Source organism: Chitinimonas sp., from assembly GCF_041904975.1.
Classification (GTDB): domain Bacteria; phylum Pseudomonadota; class Gammaproteobacteria; order Burkholderiales; family Chitinimonadaceae; genus Chitinimonas.
In genome coordinates, this window is record NZ_JAYRLZ010000012.1 from 1 (window position 1) to 17321 (window position 17321).

Genomic DNA, 17321 nt, shown 5'->3' on the forward strand with positions numbered 1-17321 from the left:
ATTATCGAAGTGGCGCCGCTGGCCTTTATGCGCGGCCGCACCCTTAATCACGCCTTCATCATTCTCGACGAAGCGCAGAACACCACGCCGGAACAAATGAAGATGTTCCTGACTCGCATCGGCTTCGGCTCCAAGGCAGTGGTAACCGGCGATGTCACGCAGATCGACCTGGCCCGTCACCAGAAATCCGGCCTGATCGATGCGCAGCAGGTGCTGCAGAACGTGCGTGGCATTGCCCTGCATTTCTTCAAGAGTGACGACGTGGTGCGTCACCCCTTGGTGCAGAAGATCGTCGATGCCTATGAAAAGCGCGACCGGGCGACACAAACAGACAAACAGGACAAACACAATGAGCAAGCTTGAGGTGTACGCAGTGGCTGCCGATGGCAGCCAGAAGAAGGTCAAGGCCGAAGCATTGCGTCTGGTGCTGCCTGATGGCAATGAGGTGCAGGTGCTGGCCGACGGCGATATGCTGCTGATCGGCACGCCGGCCGAGGACCATGTGCCGGCACGCCTGGTGGTGCGCCCCGGTGCCGCCAATGCGGTGCGGATCGCGGTGGAGCAAGACGAATCCGCCTTGCTGGAAAGCGAAGAGATCGCTGAGGGCGCGCTGGATTTGAGCGTGCAATATGCATACAAGCCCGATGGCACGCCAACCAAAAAGCTGTTCAAGCGCTGGGCGCGGGCGGCGATGGAGGCGGGCCTCGATGCCTCGATCACCCTGCGCATTGTCGACGAAGCCGAAGGCCGCGCGCTCAATAGCGATTATCGCGGCAAGGATTACGCCACCAATGTGTTGAGCTTTGCCTTTAACGATGGCGAGCCGATGCCGGGCATGGGCGATGTGGTGATGGGCGATCTGGTGCTGTGCGCACCGGTCATCGCCCGCGAAGCCCTTGAGCAGGGCAAGACGCTGGAAGCGCACTGGGCGCATCTGGTGGTGCATGGCGTGCTGCACCTGCAAGGCTACGATCACCTCGACGAGGTGGAAGCTGAAGCCATGGAAGCGCTGGAGACGGCGATTCTGCAAGGGCTGGACTATCCCGACCCTTATCTGTCGGAAAAAGGCGCGCCGGACGCCGAATGATCACCGGCTTTCACCACGTTGCCATCATCGTGTCTGACCTCGCTGCGGCGCGTCGTTTCTACTGCGACGCACTGGGCGGCGTCGAGCTGGCTGCGCACTACCGCGAGGCGCGCGACTCCTGGAAGGTGGATGTGCAGCTGCCCGATGGCGCACAGCTGGAACTGTTCACCTTTCCGGCCGCTCCCGCGCGGCCAAGCCGGCCAGAGGCACTGGGTTTGCGCCACCTCGCCTTGCGGGTAACGGATATCGACATCATGCTTGCTCGCCTCGCCGCATTCGAGGTGGCTTGCGAGCCTATCCGCATCGATGAGTTTACCGGTGCGCGATTCACCTTCTGTACCGACCCCGATGGGCTGCCAATCGAGTTCTATGAACTGACTTAGGGTTGTGCTGAACCAGCCCACATACACCGCAGCGGCGCGCTTCACCTGCGGTGGCGCAGCGCGGGTGGAATAGAACAGCAAGAAAACAACAGCTTGGCTGCTGTCGCTTACGGCCCGCTTTTCCCGGGGCCGGCGATGCGGGGTGAAAATCCGGTGTGTTCAGCGCCGCCTTGGCGTGTGCCGTCATCGGGATTACCCAAACGCTGGGCTATAATCGCGCCATCGTCATTTCTGCCCATTGCTCATGGACTTACCCTCTAGTCGCGCCGCTAACAAAACTCCCCACCACAAACCCAGCTGGCTGGAGCGACTGACCGCCTTCCTGCTGCGTGAGCCGGAAGACCGCGAAGAGCTGGTCGAATTGCTGCATTCGGCCTTCGAGCGCCATCTGCTCGATGCCGATGCGCTGGCGATGATTGAAGGCGTATTGCAGGTTGGAGACCTGCAGGTGCGTGATGTGATGATCCCGCGCTCGCAGATGGACATCATCAATGTTGCCGACGAGCCCAAGACCTTTATCCCCTTCGTCATCGAAACGGCGCACTCGCGCTTTCCGGTGTTCGATGGCGCCAAAGACAATATCATCGGCATCCTGCTGGCCAAAGACCTGCTGCGTTACTACGCCGGCGAAGAATTCGATGTGCGCGATATGTTGCGGCCGGCGGTATTCATTCCCGAGTCCAAGCGCCTGAATGTGCTGCTGAAGGAATTTCGCGCCAATCGCAACCATATGGCCATCGTGGTGGATGAATACGGCGGCGTAGCCGGCTTGGTCACGATCGAGGACGTGGTCGAGCAGATCGTCGGCGATATCGAGGACGAATATGACTTCGACGAGACCGAGGACAATATCATCCAGGATCGCCAGGGGCGCTGGCGCGTCAAGGCGATCACCCCGGTGGATGACTTGAACCAGGCACTGGGCAGCCAGTACGCTGACGACGAGATGGACACGGTGGGCGGCCTGGTCATCGCCGAGTTCGGTCGCGTGCCCAAGCGTGGTGATGCGGTCAGCTTTGGCGGCTTCCACTTCCAGGTATTGCGTGCCGACAGCCGGCGCATCCATTCCCTGCTGATCGAGCGCGAAGCTGCGCAGGCGACGGAGCCTGCGTGAGGCGGCTGGAGCGCTTTGCAAGCTGGCTGATGGTGATATTGCCGCCGGCGCTGCTCGGCGCCATGACGCTGTTTGCCTTTGCGCCATTCGCACTGTGGCCGCTGGCCCTGGTCTCGCTGACGCTGTTTTTCGGACTGGTGGATACGGCAAGCGATAGCCGCCGCGCGGCACTGGTCGGCTGGGGCTATGGCATCGGCTATTTCGCTGCCGCCACCCACTGGATCTATATCAGCCTGCATGATTTTGGTGGTCTTCCGGCCGTGGTATCGGTGCTGGTGCTGACCTTGCTGGCTGCATTTCTGGCGCTATACCCGGCCTTGGCGGCCTGGGGCGCGCGCCGCCTGGCCGGCCGCCAGCGCGCTGCCTTGCTGCTGTTGGCGCTGCCCTGCTGCTGGCTGCTGACCGAATGGCTGCGCGGCTGGCTGCTGACCGGCTTTCCCTGGTCGTCGATTGGCTATACCCAGATTCCTGATGGGCCCCTGGCTGGTTTCGCGCCGGTCGTCGGTATCTATGGCGTGGGCGGCTTGCTGGCCTGGTTGGCGGGCGCGCTGGCCTGGCTGGTCGGGCGCCGCGTGGATCGCGGTAGCGCGCTGGCAATGCTGGCCGGTACCGTGATCGTCTCTGGCGGGCTGTTGCTTCGGCCGATCAGCTGGACTGCGCCCAAGGGTAATCCGCTGCGCGTTGCCTTGTTGCAGGGGGGCATCCCGCAAAACCAGAAGTGGGGAAACGACGATCTGGTGTTCAATCTGCGCACCTATGCGGCCTTGTTGAAAGAGGCGCAGGGCGATCTGCTGCTGATGCCGGAAACGGCGCTGCCGATTTTCCTGCATGAGGCGCCTGGTTACTTCACTGATCCGGAGCTGGGCCGCCAGGCAGAGGCGCGTTATCCGGTACTGCCTGATGATTATCTGGAACATTTGATAGGCATGGCGCGGGCCAAGGGCGCCGCACTGATTTCCGGTGCTCCGCGCTTTACCCGTGATGGCCGGCATTATCTGAATGGCGCCGTGCTGTTGACCGGCGCGGGCTGGCCGTCATACTACAAATCGCATCTGGTGCCATTTGGCGAATACGTGCCACTGCGCGGCTTGATCGGCGGACTCTACGCTTACTTCGACATGCCGCTCGATGATTTCTCGGCTGGCGCGCCGGTGCAGCCGCCCTTACGCGTGCGCGACCAGCGCATTGCCACCAATATTTGCTACGAGGACATTTTTGGCGAGGAACTGCTGGCCAATGCCGCCAATGCCACCATTTTGTTCAATTTGTCGAATCTGGCCTGGTTCGATGGCTCGGTAGCGCTGGCCCAGCATGGCCAGATTGCCCAGGCGCGCTCCCTGGAAACCGGCCGGCCATCCTTGCTGGTGACCAAGACCGGCACGACTGCGGTGGTTGATCCGCGTGGTCACTATCAGGCCAAACTGCCTGAGCGGGTGCAGGCGGTGCTGTCGGCGAGCGTGCAGGGTTACGACGGGACCACACCCTATATGCGGCTCGGCAACTGGCCGGCCGTGCTGCTTGGAGCATTGGGCGCCGTGTTTGCCTTCATTTCGGGACGACGGGTGGCCCGAGCGCGCGCTTAATCGCGAGGTGCAATCGGCATCAGTTCAATACAGGTGCCGGCGAGCCGGTCATGCAGGAATTGGCGGTCGCGGTCGATCAGCGCCCACAGATACGGCAGGGCGGCCCAGGCGCAAGCCAGCCACAGCAGCCAGCGCATGCCCGGCACATGCTTGGACCAGATCCAGGCAGGCGACAGCGGCATGAAGGCGCAAAACACCAGGGTAAAGCGGATGGCGATGGCCAGCCAGCCCGGTTGGTTGCGGGTGGTGGAGCGCAAGCGCAGGCGCCAGGTTTTCATCGCCAGGGTCTGACCACTACGTCGCCAGCACCAACTGAAATATCCAAACAGTAGCGCCACCATATAGGCAAATTCCGTATACCGCCGCACCGCGCTGCCCGCATCGCCCGGCCAGACAAGCTGGAACAGCATGGCGCCAGCAAGCACCAGGGCAATCAGCAACAGGGTGTCATAGCACAGGGAGACAAGGCGCCGCCAAAGCGGGGCGAGAGCGAGCGTTTCGGACATGGGGCATAGTGCCGGCAAGAAAACCCGCATGATGCCCGTCCTTGATGGACAAGGCCAATGCGCTAGCTGTTCGGGGCGGCAGCGGCAGGCGGGGCGGGCGGGTTTGCTGGGGAAGAAGGGCGTGCGCCGGCCTTGGGTGGCTGGGCATTATGCGACTGTTTCAGCTGCTGCTTGACGGCTGCGCGCTGTTGCGGGGGCAGCTTTTGCACTTTGCGGAAGTTATTGCGCGCCTGTGTCCGCTCTTCCTTGCTGAGCGATGCCCAATGCTGCAGGCGGCTGTCGATGCGCACCCGCTCCTCCGGCTTCATGGACGGGTAGCGGTCGGCCAAGGCAATCAGATGCTGCTTTTTCTTGCCTGAATAGCTGGCCCACTCCGGCTCCAGTGGCGCCAAGACCTGACGGCGCGCCGGGCTCAGCTCATTCCAGTTCGGTGTTGGCTCCTTTGCCTGGACCTGCACGCAGATGAAACAGGCGAGCAACAGGCGAACCAGCACGAGAATGCATGACCGCATGCTCACGAGCCCTGCGTCAATCGGTCGGCCTGCTCACTCAGATAGGCGTCGGGCGGCAGCTCGTCGGCAAGCAGCATTGCATCCACTTCATCTTCTGGTCCAAAGTCCGGCTGCAGCTGCCACCAGGCAGCAATAGCGATGCCGAACAGCAAGACAAAGGCAAGGTTGCGACGCATATGCTGCGCGCCCACGAATTGCCGCTGTAACCAGTCTCCGGCCAGTGCCAGCGCACCAATCTGCACGCGCGAGCGCTCCATGGCGAGCTGGCGAGCTGCCCTGAGGCGTTCTGCCTGACGATAGCTGAGCGGCTGCTCATCAATCAGGCTGGCAATTTTTTTGCCGAATGTGTTGTGATCGTTTGGGTGCTTAATCACGTTTTTCCCCTAGTGGCGCCAGGCCTTTGGAGCGCAGCCACTCGGCAAGCGTGTGGGTGGCGCGGGAACAGTGTGTTTTGACGCTTCCTTCAGAGCAACCCATCGCAGCGGCGGTGTCGGCAACGTCCATATCCTCGAGATAACGCAGCAGGAAGGCTTCTCGTTGACGTGCCGGCAGTTTTTGTAAGCCTTGCTCGATCAAGGTCAGGGTCTGGGCCCGGTCCACCTGACTTTCTGGCGGTTGAAACCACTCGCCTTCGCCTTCGACATCAAGGGTTTCGAGTACATCAACGTCTTCTTCATCCTTATCGCGCGAGAAGAAAGAAGAAAACAGGCTGACCCAGCTGGACCTGACCTTACTGCGACGGTAGAAGTCGCGGATGGTGTTTTGCAAGATACGCTGGAACAGCATCGGCCACTCTTCCGACGGACGGTCAGCATACCGTTCCGCCAGCTTCAGCATCGCGTCCTGCACGATATCGAGTGCAGCGTCCTCATCGTGGACGGCGTACACCGCCTGACGATAGGCGCGCCTTTCGACATCGGCCAGAAAGACCGAGAGTTGTTCTGTGGTGCCCAAGCTGTTTCCAATCGGGATTACTTCGGTGCGGATGGTAGCAAAGCCGGGGCTGCCGGCACAGACATGCTGCACTGCACTACTTGACCGCGAGCAGAGCGCTCGGCTATGGTAGGCCCATCCTTCCGCCACGGTCGGCATGTTTCGCTCACTCGCGTTGATATGCCACATCGGCAGCTTTCGATGTTCGTACCACTGCCACAAGCAGTTTCGTTCGACAGTCCGGCTGGCAAGGGCGCCTGATGGCGCCGATCTATGAAGTCCACCGACTTTGCTGCATTGGTTGCAGCTTGCTGAATTCGTTTCAAGTTGGTCTGGCATGGCGTCCCCATGTCGCAGTCGTCCCGGTAACGGTGTTTTGCTGCGCGGTCTTTTCCAAGGCTGTGCAGGCAACTCGCCCGGCTTGCCATGATGCAGGTCGCTTCCGCAGGCAGGACTGTTGGCCGCACGAACCATCGAGCTGTTTGTGTCCCCTTTACCGAGGAAGACATCATGGAAATTTCCGGTGCCGAAATCGTTATCCGTTGTCTGCAGGAAGAAGGCGTTGAATTCGTCTTTGGCTACCCTGGCGGCGCGGTTCTCGAAATCTATGACGCGATTTTCAAGCAAGACAAATTCAAGCATGTACTGGTGCGCCATGAGCAGGCGGCCGTACATGCGGCAGATGGCTATTCCCGCTCCAGCCACAAGGTTGGCGTAGCGCTGGTCACTTCCGGTCCGGGCGCTACCAATGCCATTACCGGCATTGCCACTGCCTATATGGACTCCATCCCCATGGTGGTGATCTCCGGCCAGGTGCCTACGCCGGCCATCGGGCTCGACGCCTTCCAGGAAGTCGATATGGTCGGCATCACGCGGCCGTGCGTGAAGCACAACATCCTGGTCAAGGATGTGCGCGATATCGCCAGCGCCATGAAAAAAGCCTTCTATATCGCCACCACCGGCCGCCCCGGTCCGGTGATTGTCGATATTCCCAAGGATGTGACGCTGGCGCGCGCGGAGTTCAACTATCCGCAGTCGGTCAGCTTGCGCTCCTACAACCCGCCGTCCAAGGGCCATCCGGGCCAGATAAAGAAGGCGGTCAATCTGCTGTGTGATGCCAAGCGCCCCTTGCTGTATGTCGGCGGCGGCGCGGTGCTGTCCAATGCCGATGCCCAGGTCACCGAGCTGGCCAAGATGCTGGGCGTGCCGGTGGTCAATACCTTGATGGGTATCGGTGCATTCTCAGGTTCGGATCGGCAGAACCTTGGCATGCTGGGCATGCATGGCTTGTATGAAGCCAATATGGCCATGCAGCATTGCGATGTGCTGATTGCCATTGGTGCCCGTTTTGACGACCGGGTGATTTCGGTCCCTTCGCACTTCTTGTCCTCGCCAAAGAAGATTGTCCACATCGATATCGACCCGTCCTCCATTGCCAAGCGCGTGAAGGTGGATATCCCCATCGTCGGCAATGTGCGCGATGTACTGGACGAGATGCTGGGTCTGCTGCGCCAGAGTGGCGCTCGGCCGCAAGCGGAGCTGTTGGCGGGGTGGTGGCGCCAGATCGAGGAATGGCGTGGCCACGATTGCCTGCGCTTTAATGCGGACAGCGACATCATCAAGCCGCAATTCGTGGTGCAAAAGCTATACGAGGTCACCGGCGGCGATGCCTTTGTGACCTCGGATGTCGGCCAGCACCAGATGTGGGCTGCCCAGTACTACAAGTTCAACAAGCCGCGCCGCTGGATCAATTCGGGCGGCTTGGGGACGATGGGTTTCGGCCTGCCATCCGCCATGGGGGTGCAGCTGGCCAATCCGGATGCCACGGTGGCCTGCGTGACGGGCGAAGCGTCGATCCAGATGAATATCCAGGAGCTTTCGACCTGCAAGCAGTACCACGTGCCGGTAAAGATCGTGAACCTGAACAATCGCTACCTGGGCATGGTCCGGCAGTGGCAGGAATTCTTCTACGGCAACCGCTACGCCGAGTCCTATATGGACGCACTGCCGGACTTCGTGAAGCTGGCCGAGGCCTACGGCCACGTCGGCATGAAGATCGAGCGCCCGGCCGATGTCGAGCCCGCCCTGCGCGAGGCGATGCGCCTCAAGGATCGCCTGGTGTTCATGGACTTCATTACCGACCAGTCGGAAAACGTGTTCCCGATGGTGCAAAACGGCAAGGGCCTGAACCAGATGGATCTGCCGCCGCACATGCGCAACTTGCAAACCAGCCCGATCGCCCGCGAGCGCGATTACGGCAACTTGAGCTAAGGAGGACTGAACATGCGACATATTCTTTCCGTCCTGATCGAGAATGAGGCAGGCGCATTGAGCCGGGTAGTGGGTCTGTTTTCTGCGCGCGGTTACAACATCGACTCGCTGACCGTGTCGACCACCGAAGACCCGACGCTAAGCCGGATGACCATCGTTACCCATGGCTCGGACGACGTGATCGAGCAGATCACCAAGCAGCTGAACAAGCTGATCGAGGTGGTGAAGGTGATCGACCTGAACGAGTCCGACCACGTCGAACGCGAGATGATGCTGATCAAGGTGCGCGCTACCGGCAAGGATCGCGACGAGATGAAGCGGATGAACGATATCTTCCGTGGCCGCATCGTCGATGTGACCGAAAAGACCTACACCATGGAACTGACTGGCGAAAGCGCCAAGCTCGATGCCTTTATCGAGGCGGTCGATCGCAGCCTGATTCTGGAAACCGTGCGCACCGGTGCCTCGGGCATTGGCCGTGGCGAACGGATTTTGAAGATCTAAACGATTTAACTGGGTGTGAAACGTGAAATGTGAAACCTGTGCCTCGTTGGCGCGTTTCCGGTCACTTCCACGTTTCACCTTTCACGTTTCACATTTCACAGGATTTCCAACATGAAAGTTTTCTACGACAAAGACGCCGACCTCTCGCTGATCAAGGGCAAGCAAGTGACCATCGTTGGTTACGGCTCGCAGGGCCATGCCCATGCGCTGAACCTGAAGGATTCGGGCGTGAACGTCACCATCGGTCTGCGCCGTGGTGGCGCCTCCTGGAGCAAGGCCGAAGCGGCCGGTCTGCCGGTCAAGGAAGTGGCCGAAGCGGTCAAGACTGCCGATGTGATCATGATCTTGCTGCCGGACGAGAGCCAGCCGGCCGTGTATGAACGCGATATCGCCCCGCATGCCAAGCAGGGCGCGACACTGGCCTTCGCCCATGGCTTCAATGTGCATTACAACCAGATCGTGCCGCGTGCTGACCTGGATGTGATCATGGTCGCTCCCAAGGGCCCCGGTCACACCGTGCGTTCTGAATACAAGCGCGGTGGCGGTGTGCCGTCGTTGATTGCGGTGTATCAGGACAAATCGGGCAAGGCGCGCGATATTGCCCTGTCGTATGCCGCAGCCAATGGCGGCACCAAGGGTGGCGTGATCGAGACCAATTTCCGTGAAGAAACCGAAACCGATTTGTTCGGCGAGCAGGCGGTGCTGTGCGGTGGTGCGGTCGAGCTGGTGAAGATGGGTTTCGAAACGCTGACCGAAGCCGGTTACGCGCCGGAAATGGCTTACTTCGAGTGCCTGCATGAGCTGAAGCTGATTGTCGACCTGATGTACGAGGGCGGCATCGCCAATATGAACTACTCGATCTCGAACAATGCCGAGTACGGTGAATATGTGACTGGCCCGGAGGTGATCAACGAGACCTCGCGCGCCGCCATGCGCAATGCACTCAAGCGTATCCAGACCGGCGAATACGCCAAGCAGTTCATCCTCGAAGGCAAGACCAACTATCCGAGCATGACGGCTCGTCGCCGTCTGAATGCGGCCCATCCGATCGAGGTGGTAGGTGAGCAGCTGCGCGACATGATGCCGTGGATCAAGGCGAACAAGCTGGTGGATCAGAGCAAGAACTGATCAAACTACCGTGCAAGACCAGAAAAGGGCCGATTGATTCGGCCCTTTTTCATGGGCATGGCTTCAACCGGGGCTAGTCGCGTCGCGCCAGGACAAGGGTGAAGCGCGCGCCACCCAGCGGCGAGCGATCCACGCTGATGGTGCCGCCATGGGCGCGAGCGATTTGCCGCACGATGGCAAGGCCCAGGCCCACGCCGCCGGAGGCGCGGTCGCGACTGGCGTCTAGGCGCACGAAAGGCTCGAATACCTGCTCTCTGGCCTCATCGGCAATACCGGGGCCATCGTCTTCCACGGTGATGCAGGGCTGACCATCGTGCTGGCTGATGGTGACGGCCACCTGGCTGGCTGCATGGCGGGCGGCATTGTTCAGCAGATTATCAAGGGCACGCGCCAGGTATTGCGGATTGCCATGCAGCACCGGCAGCGGGCAATGCCCGTGAAAGCTGACCTGATGCGCAAAGGCCTGCGCCGTGGCGCGGGCTTCTTCGAGGCGATCGTCCAGCCACTCCTGGGCGGGAATGGCATCGTCAGACATACTGCGCTCGACCGTGCGTTCCAGCTTGGCCAGGGTGAGCAATTCGCTCGATAGCGCATCGAGTTCGTCCAGATCGCGGCGCATGCGCTGCAGCTGGCGATCCTTGCCCTCCACTGTTCCCTCCTCTGCCGCCAGCGACAAAGCAAAGCGCATCCGTGCCAAGGGTGTGCGCAGCTCATGCGATACCGCATTGGTTAGGGCGCGATGCGAATTGAGCAGGGCGCCGATATGTTCGGCCATCCAGTTGAATGACTGGGCCAGCCCGTGCAGTACCGAGCCCTTGCCCAGGACTACCCGCACATGAAACTCGGCGCGGGCCAGGCTGGCGGTGGCGACATCGAGCTTGCGCAGGTCGCGCCACAGCGGCCGCACCCAGAACCACATGGCAATGGCGACCACGATCAGCTCGATCAGCGCCATATTGCCCCACATGATGATCAGGCGCGGGATCGAATCATGCAGCTCGATCATCATCGCCTGTTGGCTCTGCCCGAGTCGCTTGACCATGGTGACGCCATAATCCGGGCTCTCCCAGCCGATTACTTTTCCGTCGAGCAGCCTGGATTCGTGATGCTCGGGGAAGGCTGGGTTGGCCTGCACCTGCTCCAGGCTGACCAGGCCCTTGAATGCCGGTGCAACCGCACGCAGGCGGGCGACTTCGTCGGCCCATTGTGCAGTGGGTTTTTGCAGCAGGTTGTATTCGACCATCGACATGGCGGTATAGGCCGAGGTCGGGCGCGGTGGTAGCGCCTCTTCCAGCCAGCGCTCTTCGAAATAGCTGATCGCCAGGATCAGCAGCAACAGCGCTGCCAGCATCAGATAGAGCTTGGTAAACAGGCGCGCCATGGTTACCAGTCCGTTGCCGCGAAAAAGTAGCCGGCGCCGCGCACTGTCTTGATGCGTTCCTGAGCGCCGTCGATATCCCCCAGCTTTTTGCGTAGGCGGAATACCCGGTAGTCAACCGAGCGGTTCAGACCGTCGTATTCCAGATTGCGGATGCTTTGCAAGATGGCATCGCGGGTCAGCACTTGGCCGGCATGTTGGGCCAGCAGCCAGAGCAGGTCGAATTCCGAGGTGGAAAGATCGATCGTGCGCCCAGCCAGGCTGACCGTGCGTGCACCATGGTCGATCAGTAGCCGGCCGAAGCTGAGCCTGTCACTGGCTGCTGCAGCAGCAGGTGCCAGATCGACGCGGCGCATCAGGGCGCGGATATGGGCCAGCAATACCCGTGGTTCGATCGGCTTCTGCAGATAATTGTCGGCGCCCAGTTCCAGCCCCAGCACCCGGTCGAAATCTTCATCGCGCGCAGTCAGCATGATGATGGGCAGATTGGACTGCTGGGCGCGGATTTGCCGGCACACTTCAAAGCCGTCGATGCCGGGCAGCATCAGGTCGAGAATCACCAGGCTTGCCTGGCTGGCCGCCAGTTGCTCAAGTGCTGCCGTGCCCCGGGTCTCGTGGCAAACGCGGATGCCATGCTTGCTCAAGTATTCGACAATCAGCCCGGCAAGCCGCTCATCGTCTTCCACCAGTAGGATCTGCATCGCCTCGCCGGCTGGCATCGTGCTCATTGTGTCACCCGATAGTCTTCACCAATGCCGCCATTGTGCCTTTGTGGTGCGCTTGATGTGGTATCGGAGTGTTTGTAGATCGACGGGCCGGTTTGCACTTGCAATATTTGGATACAGAAGTCACGGCGCATGCGGATTATATTTTCTCATGCGCGAATACAGCGGGGCTCACGCCCGGCGATCCTGCGCCGAGGAAGTTTTCTGTGTTGTTTCAGTGCCGGTAGGCGACGAGGAGATTGTGATGCGTCAATTCAGCATTTTGCTTGGAGTATTGGCCTTGGCCGCGTGTGCCAGTGCGCCAGAGGCGGTTGTCGACAACGAGGCGGTTGCGCGAGCCGAGCGTAGTGCGCAACTGGGCTGGGCCAAGATCCAGTGGGTGAATTACCCGACCACCCACAAGAAAGCGCCCGCAGGCAGCAGCAACCCCTGAGCCCAGTCCGGCGCAAGCACAAGCCCCGCTAGCCGGGGCTTTGTTGCATTTGCCGGGTGCTCGCCTTGTTTCTTTGGCGGTGGCTGCCTATCGTCATGAGGACGTGCAAACTGGCACGGGGCGGAGCGGGCATGCAAGCGAGAGCGATGTGCCCGGGGGCGGTCGGGCCAGGGCATGAGTCAGCAGACGACATCCGGCAAGATATTTCTCATTGCAGCCATGGTCTTGCTGCTGGGCATGGTTTGTACGGTGGTTCTGGCCTATCAGCTGTCCCGATCCAATACGGCAGCCGTTGATCTAGCACTGGCCAGTGAAGTGCAACAGCTGGCCGACCGGGTGCAAAGCCGTATCCAGACCTATCAATATGGCTTGCGTGGTATGCGTGGCGTGGTGCTGGCGCTGGGCGCCGACCAGGTGCGGCGCGCTGACATCGAGCGCTATAGCCGCACGCGTGATCTGGCGCGCGAGTTTCCCGGTGCGCGTGGTTTCGGCTTTATCCGGCGCGTGGCGCCTGCCGATGAGCCGGCGTTTTTGCTGCGCAACCGCCAGGACGGCTTCCCCGGCTTCAGCCTGCGCCAACTGGCACCGCACGATGGGGAGCACTTCGTCATCCAGTTTATCGAGCCGCTCGCCAGCAATCGTCCAGCCGTCGGACTCGATATTGCATCGGAGCGTGCGCGGCGCGAGGCAGCAATTGCCGCCATGCAGACCGGCCAGGCGCGACTGACCGCGCCGATTACGCTGGTGCAGGCCTCGGCACGCCCGCAACAGTCCTTCCTGATCCTGCTCCCGGTGTACCGCGAGGGCAGCGTGCCGGCCACCGAGCAAGCGCGCATCAGTCAGTGCCTGGGTTGGACCTATGCACCGCTCAGCATGGGCGATGTGATTGGTGAGCTGCACCGGGATCATCCCGGCATTTTCTTGGAAATGCGCGATATTGGTCGTGGTGGCGATGAGGTAGTGTTTTTCCGGTCTGGTGTGCTCGATCGCGCCCAAGCAATGCATCGCTGGGAAGGGGATTTCGGCGGACGGCATTGGCGCTATACCGCGCAGGCCGGACCGCAGTTTGTCGCCAGTCTGGCGCAGGTTCGACCCGGCTGGGTTGTGGCTGGCGGGCTGCTGGCCTCGTTTATGCTGGCCGGGCTGGTGAGTTCGGTAATGGTCGGGCGTGACCGGCGGCGCCAGATACTGGCCGGGCGCAACCGCATGGCAGCCCTGGTGGCGGCCTCGAACGACGCGATTATCGGCCTGAGCCTGGACGGCAGGGTCAGCGACTGGAATCAGGGCGCTGAGCGGATATTCGGTTACCGCATTGAAGAAGTGCGCGGACAGGTGCTTGCGGGCCTGCTGATTGCGCCGGATGAGCCACACCAGCCTGATGCGGTCCTGGGTGAGGCCGCCGGTATCCAGCCGCTGCAAAATTTCGAAGCGCGCTGGCTACGCAAGGATGGCCAAGTAGCGACCGTGTCGGTTTCTGCCGCGCGCCTGCAAGATTCGCGCGGCAGACTCACCGGCGTGAGTTTGACCGCGCGCGATGTATCGCAGCAAAAAGCAGCGGAGCTGCAGGTGCTGCAAATGAATGCATCGCTGGAGCAGCAGGTTGCCGAGCGCAGCGAGAAACTGGGGGCGGCACACAGCCTGATCAACAATGTGCTGGATGCTGCTTCGGCTCTGTGCATCATCGCCACCGACCTCAACGGCACTATCCGCATCTTCAACCGTGGAGCGGAGCGCCTGCTTGGCTATCGTGCCGAAGAGCTGGTCGGCAAGCGGAGCCCGGCCTTGTTGCACCTGCGCGAAGAGGTCGAGGCGCGCGGACGTGAACTGAGCGACCAGCTTGGCGTGCAGGTTGCCGGCTTCCGTGTGTTTGTCGAGATACCGGAGCGTGAGGGGTCGGAAAGCCGCGAATGGACCTATGTGCGCAAGGATGGCTCGCACTTTCCGGTCTCGCTGGTGGCGACCACCATGCGCGACCAGCACGGCGCTTTGTCCGGCTATCTGGGCGTGGCAATCGACATCAGCGACCGCAAGCTGGCCGAGGCCCGCTTGTCGGCCAATCTGGCGCTGACCCAAGCCATACTGGATACCGCAGCGACGCCGATTGTGTCGCTGGATCTGCATGGTGTAATCAGGACTTTCAATCCTGCCGCTGAGCGGGTGTTTGGCTATGCCGCGGCGCAGATCATTGGCCAGAATATTCGGCGATTGCTGCCCGACCCGACCCAGGCGGCCATTACCGAGCATGTGTCACTGGCAGGTGTCCAGCCTGCAGCCGGGCGGGACACGCTGGCGCAGCGCAGCGATGGCAGCCAGTTCCCGGTACGCATGGCGGTGGGCGCTGCCGCAATCAATGGCGAGCCGATATTCGTGGCTTTGCTCGATGATGTATCGCAGGAATTGCAGCAACGTGCCGCCCTGCTGGCGGTGCACCAGCAATTGGAAATGGCCGCCAATGTGGCGCGTCTCGGCGTGTGGAGCTATACGCCAGCGGAAGACCGGCTGGTCTGGAATGACTGGATGTTCGCCATTTACGAGCGGCCGCTTGCCTTGCGTGAAACCGGCTTGAATTATCTGCACTGGCGCGATCGGGTACATCCGGACGATGTTGAGGCAACCGAGGCCGCACTGATGGCCGCCTTGCGTGGCGAAGGCGTGTATGAGCCGGTGTTCCGTCTATTGCTGCCGGATGGGCGTGTTCGGTTTATCCAGGGGGGCGCGCAGTTAGAGCGGGCTGCTGATGGCTCGGTGCTGCGTATCACCGGCATCAATATCGATGTCACTCGCCAGATGGAGCTGGAAACCACGCTGCGAGAAGCCAAGCAGCGCTCTGATGAAGCCAGCGCCGCCAAGTCGGCCTTTTTGGCCAATATGAGTCATGAAATCCGCACGCCGATGAATGCGGTGCTGGGTATGTTGCAGCTGCTGCAAAAAACCACGCTGGACGAGCGCCAATACGACTACCTGCAAAAAGCGCATTCGGCAGCGGGGGCGCTGCTGGGGCTACTGAACGATATTCTCGATTTTTCCAAGATCGAAGCCGGCAAGCTGGTGCTGGACCCGCATCCATTCGATCTGGAACCGCTACTGCAAGATCTGGCGTCCATGTTGTCGGCAAGCTTGGGCGACAAGCCGCTGGAGCTGGTATTCGCCATCGATCCCCACCTGCCTCGTGCCGTGGTGGGCGATCGTTTGCGCCTGTTGCAGGTGCTGATCAATCTGGCCAGCAATGCGCTGAAATTCACCATGCAGGGCGAGGTAGTGGTGGAAGTCAGCCTGCTCGCATCCGATGGCGATGCGCTTACGCTGGGGTTCGCGGTGCACGATACCGGGATAGGCATCAGCGAGGAGCAGCAGACGCGCATTTTCGAGGGCTTTGTGCAGGCGGAGGCGTCGACCACGCGCCGCTTCGGCGGCACCGGGCTTGGCCTGGTGATCTGCAAACGCCTGGTGGAGATGATGGGCGGCACCCTGAGCCTGCACAGCATCCAGGGCCAGGGCAGCCGCTTTGGCTTTGCCTTGCAGTTGGTGCAGGCTGGCGCGGGCAGCCTGGTCGATGGTGGCGAACGCCCCGCCGAGCTGGCTGAGCGGCTGCTGCTGGCGGAAACCAATGTCCGCTCGGCTGTGGCGCTACGCATCATGCTGCAAGCCATGGGCTGGCAAGTAGATCTGGCGCAAGACGCCGACGCATTGGCGGTGCTGCAGGGGCAGTCGCCCGCCTCGCCCTATGCGCTGGTGCTGGCATGCAGCGACCTATCGGCCGAGCTGGATGCCCGCCTTGCGCCGGGCCTGCCCATGCTGGTGCTGGCACGGCGCGAACAAGCCTTGCCAGCCGGTAATCGCCCGCAGCATATGCTGACCAAGCCGCTGACACCGGCACAGCTGTCGGATGGCTTGCTGCGCGTCCTTGGTCGCAAGGCCGCCATTGCACTGGCGATGCCGCCTCGCAGCCAACGTTTGGCCGGCATGCACTTGCTGGTGGTGGAAGACAACCCGCTGAACCGGCAGGTGGCCGCCGAGCTGCTGGGCGGAGAGGGGGCCGATGTGGTGCTGGCAGATGGGGGCGTGGCTGGCGTGGCTGCGGTGCAGTCGTCCGGCGCGGCATTTGATGCGGTCATCATGGACTTGCAGATGCCGGATATCGATGGCCTGGAAGCGTGTCGCCTGATACGCGCAGATGGGCGGTTCGATGCCCTGATCATCGTCGCCATGACCGCCAATGCTTCGGAAAGCGATCGGCAGGCCTGCATGGCGGCCGGCATGAATGAACACATGGGCAAGCCGATTGACCTTGAAGCCGTTGTCCCCATGCTGCTGCGCCTGACCGGCCGCGCCAGTGTATCGGCGTCCGTCGCGCCGGCACCGCCGGCCGGGGAAGTGATCGCCGCATCCACCGATGTAGAGCCAATCGCCACGGTGCTGCGCCGCTTTGGCGGCAATCAGGCACTGTATCAGGAGTTTCTCGGCGAATTTCTCGCCGAGGCCGAGCGCACGGTAGATGAATTGATGGTGGCGATTGCTTCCGGGAAGCAGGATGCCGCAGTGATCGCCGCCCACACCTTGAAAGGCGTCGCTGCCACCATCGGCGCCAGCGCCTTGGCGGCCCGCGCCAAAGAACTGGAAGCCGCCCTGCGTCAGGGCGGTGCCGAGCAAGTGGCGGCTACTGCCGGCGGCGACAAGCTGCGCGAGGCCTTGCTGGCCTTGGCGCAGCGATGTCAGGCCGCGCTTGCGCAGGCGCTTTCGTGAACTATTTCCAGTGGCTAGCAC

16 protein-coding genes are annotated in these 17321 nt (G+C 61.5%); 10 read left to right on the plus strand and 6 right to left on the minus strand.

Annotation, left to right across the window (positions count from 1 at the left end):
• The 5 genes from ACE3OH_RS02250 to lnt all read left to right on the plus strand — a co-directional run.
• On the plus strand, nucleotides 1-363 hold a 363-nt coding region (locus tag ACE3OH_RS02250), incomplete at its 5' end, for a PhoH family protein (protein WP_374347829.1).
• 214 nt (nucleotides 364-577) lie between these two features.
• On the plus strand, nucleotides 578-1087 hold the full coding sequence (gene ybeY / locus ACE3OH_RS02255; RefSeq protein ID WP_374347894.1) for an rRNA maturation RNase YbeY: 510 nt from the start codon (nucleotides 578-580) through the stop codon (nucleotides 1085-1087).
• The gene (locus tag ACE3OH_RS02260; RefSeq protein WP_374347831.1) at nucleotides 1084-1470 is read left to right on the plus strand and encodes a VOC family protein; all 387 of its coding nucleotides are present in this window, start codon (nucleotides 1084-1086) and stop codon (nucleotides 1468-1470) included. Before ybeY ends, ACE3OH_RS02260 begins: the two co-directional genes overlap by 4 nt.
• Nucleotides 1471-1714: 244 nt before the next feature.
• Nucleotides 1715-2584 (plus strand): HlyC/CorC family transporter, encoded by an 870-nt coding sequence (locus ACE3OH_RS02265; protein WP_374347833.1) that lies wholly within the window; start codon nucleotides 1715-1717, stop codon nucleotides 2582-2584.
• A complete protein-coding gene (gene lnt / locus ACE3OH_RS02270; RefSeq protein WP_374347835.1) occupies nucleotides 2581-4167 on the plus strand; it encodes an apolipoprotein N-acyltransferase in 1587 nt (528 codons plus the stop codon). Before ACE3OH_RS02265 ends, lnt begins: the two co-directional genes overlap by 4 nt.
• Here the strand turns inward: lnt and ACE3OH_RS02275 are convergent.
• From ACE3OH_RS02275 to ACE3OH_RS02290, 4 genes are all read right to left on the minus strand, one after another.
• A complete protein-coding gene (locus ACE3OH_RS02275; protein WP_374347837.1) occupies nucleotides 4164-4673 on the minus strand; it encodes an RDD family protein in 510 nt (169 codons plus the stop codon). The genes lnt and ACE3OH_RS02275 overlap by 4 nt on opposite strands.
• A gap of 62 nt (nucleotides 4674-4735) precedes the next feature.
• Nucleotides 4736-5185 carry a DUF3106 domain-containing protein gene (locus ACE3OH_RS02280; protein WP_374347896.1) on the minus strand — a complete coding sequence of 150 codons (450 nt, stop codon included), beginning with the start codon at nucleotides 5183-5185 and terminating at the stop codon, nucleotides 4736-4738.
• 2 nt (nucleotides 5186-5187) lie between these two features.
• The gene (locus ACE3OH_RS02285; RefSeq protein ID WP_374347839.1) at nucleotides 5188-5559 is read right to left on the minus strand and encodes a DUF3619 family protein; all 372 of its coding nucleotides are present in this window, start codon (nucleotides 5557-5559) and stop codon (nucleotides 5188-5190) included.
• Entirely contained in the window at nucleotides 5552-6307 is a 756-nt protein-coding gene (locus ACE3OH_RS02290) for an RNA polymerase sigma factor (RefSeq protein WP_374347842.1), read from the minus strand. The genes ACE3OH_RS02285 and ACE3OH_RS02290 overlap by 8 nt, the downstream gene beginning before the upstream one ends.
• Nucleotides 6308-6628: 321 nt before the next feature.
• Here ACE3OH_RS02290 and ACE3OH_RS02295 point away from each other — a divergent pair, with 321 nt between their 5' ends.
• The 3 genes from ACE3OH_RS02295 (at nucleotide 6629) to ilvC (ending at nucleotide 10021) form a co-directional block, all read left to right on the plus strand.
• Nucleotides 6629-8389: an acetolactate synthase 3 catalytic subunit gene (locus ACE3OH_RS02295; RefSeq protein ID WP_374347844.1), complete on the plus strand. Its 1761-nt coding sequence runs from the start codon at nucleotides 6629-6631 to the stop codon at nucleotides 8387-8389.
• 12 nt (nucleotides 8390-8401) lie between these two features.
• On the plus strand, nucleotides 8402-8893 hold the full coding sequence (ilvN, locus tag ACE3OH_RS02300) for an acetolactate synthase small subunit (RefSeq protein ID WP_374347846.1): 492 nt from the start codon (nucleotides 8402-8404) through the stop codon (nucleotides 8891-8893).
• Nucleotides 8894-9004: 111 nt separating this feature from the next.
• Complete coding sequence (gene ilvC / locus ACE3OH_RS02305) at nucleotides 9005-10021, plus strand: ketol-acid reductoisomerase (protein WP_374347848.1); 1017 nt, start codon at nucleotides 9005-9007, stop codon at nucleotides 10019-10021.
• 73 nt (nucleotides 10022-10094) lie between these two features.
• Here ilvC and ACE3OH_RS02310 read toward each other — a convergent pair whose 3' ends face one another.
• The gene (locus tag ACE3OH_RS02310) at nucleotides 10095-11402 is read right to left on the minus strand and encodes an ATP-binding protein (protein ID WP_374347851.1); all 1308 of its coding nucleotides are present in this window, start codon (nucleotides 11400-11402) and stop codon (nucleotides 10095-10097) included.
• A 2-nt stretch (nucleotides 11403-11404) separates the two neighbouring features.
• Nucleotides 11405-12127: a response regulator gene (locus ACE3OH_RS02315; protein WP_374347853.1), complete on the minus strand. Its 723-nt coding sequence runs from the start codon at nucleotides 12125-12127 to the stop codon at nucleotides 11405-11407.
• Between the two features lie 241 nt (nucleotides 12128-12368).
• On the opposite strand from ACE3OH_RS02315, the gene ACE3OH_RS02320 reads away from it, so the two are divergent.
• Both ACE3OH_RS02320 and ACE3OH_RS02325 read left to right on the plus strand, forming a co-directional pair.
• Nucleotides 12369-12557 (plus strand): hypothetical protein, encoded by a 189-nt coding sequence (locus tag ACE3OH_RS02320; RefSeq protein ID WP_374347855.1) that lies wholly within the window; start codon nucleotides 12369-12371, stop codon nucleotides 12555-12557.
• Between the two features lie 174 nt (nucleotides 12558-12731).
• Entirely contained in the window at nucleotides 12732-17300 is a 4569-nt protein-coding gene (locus ACE3OH_RS02325) for a PAS domain S-box protein (protein WP_374347857.1), read from the plus strand.
• The last annotated feature ends 21 nt before the right edge of the window (nucleotides 17301-17321 follow it).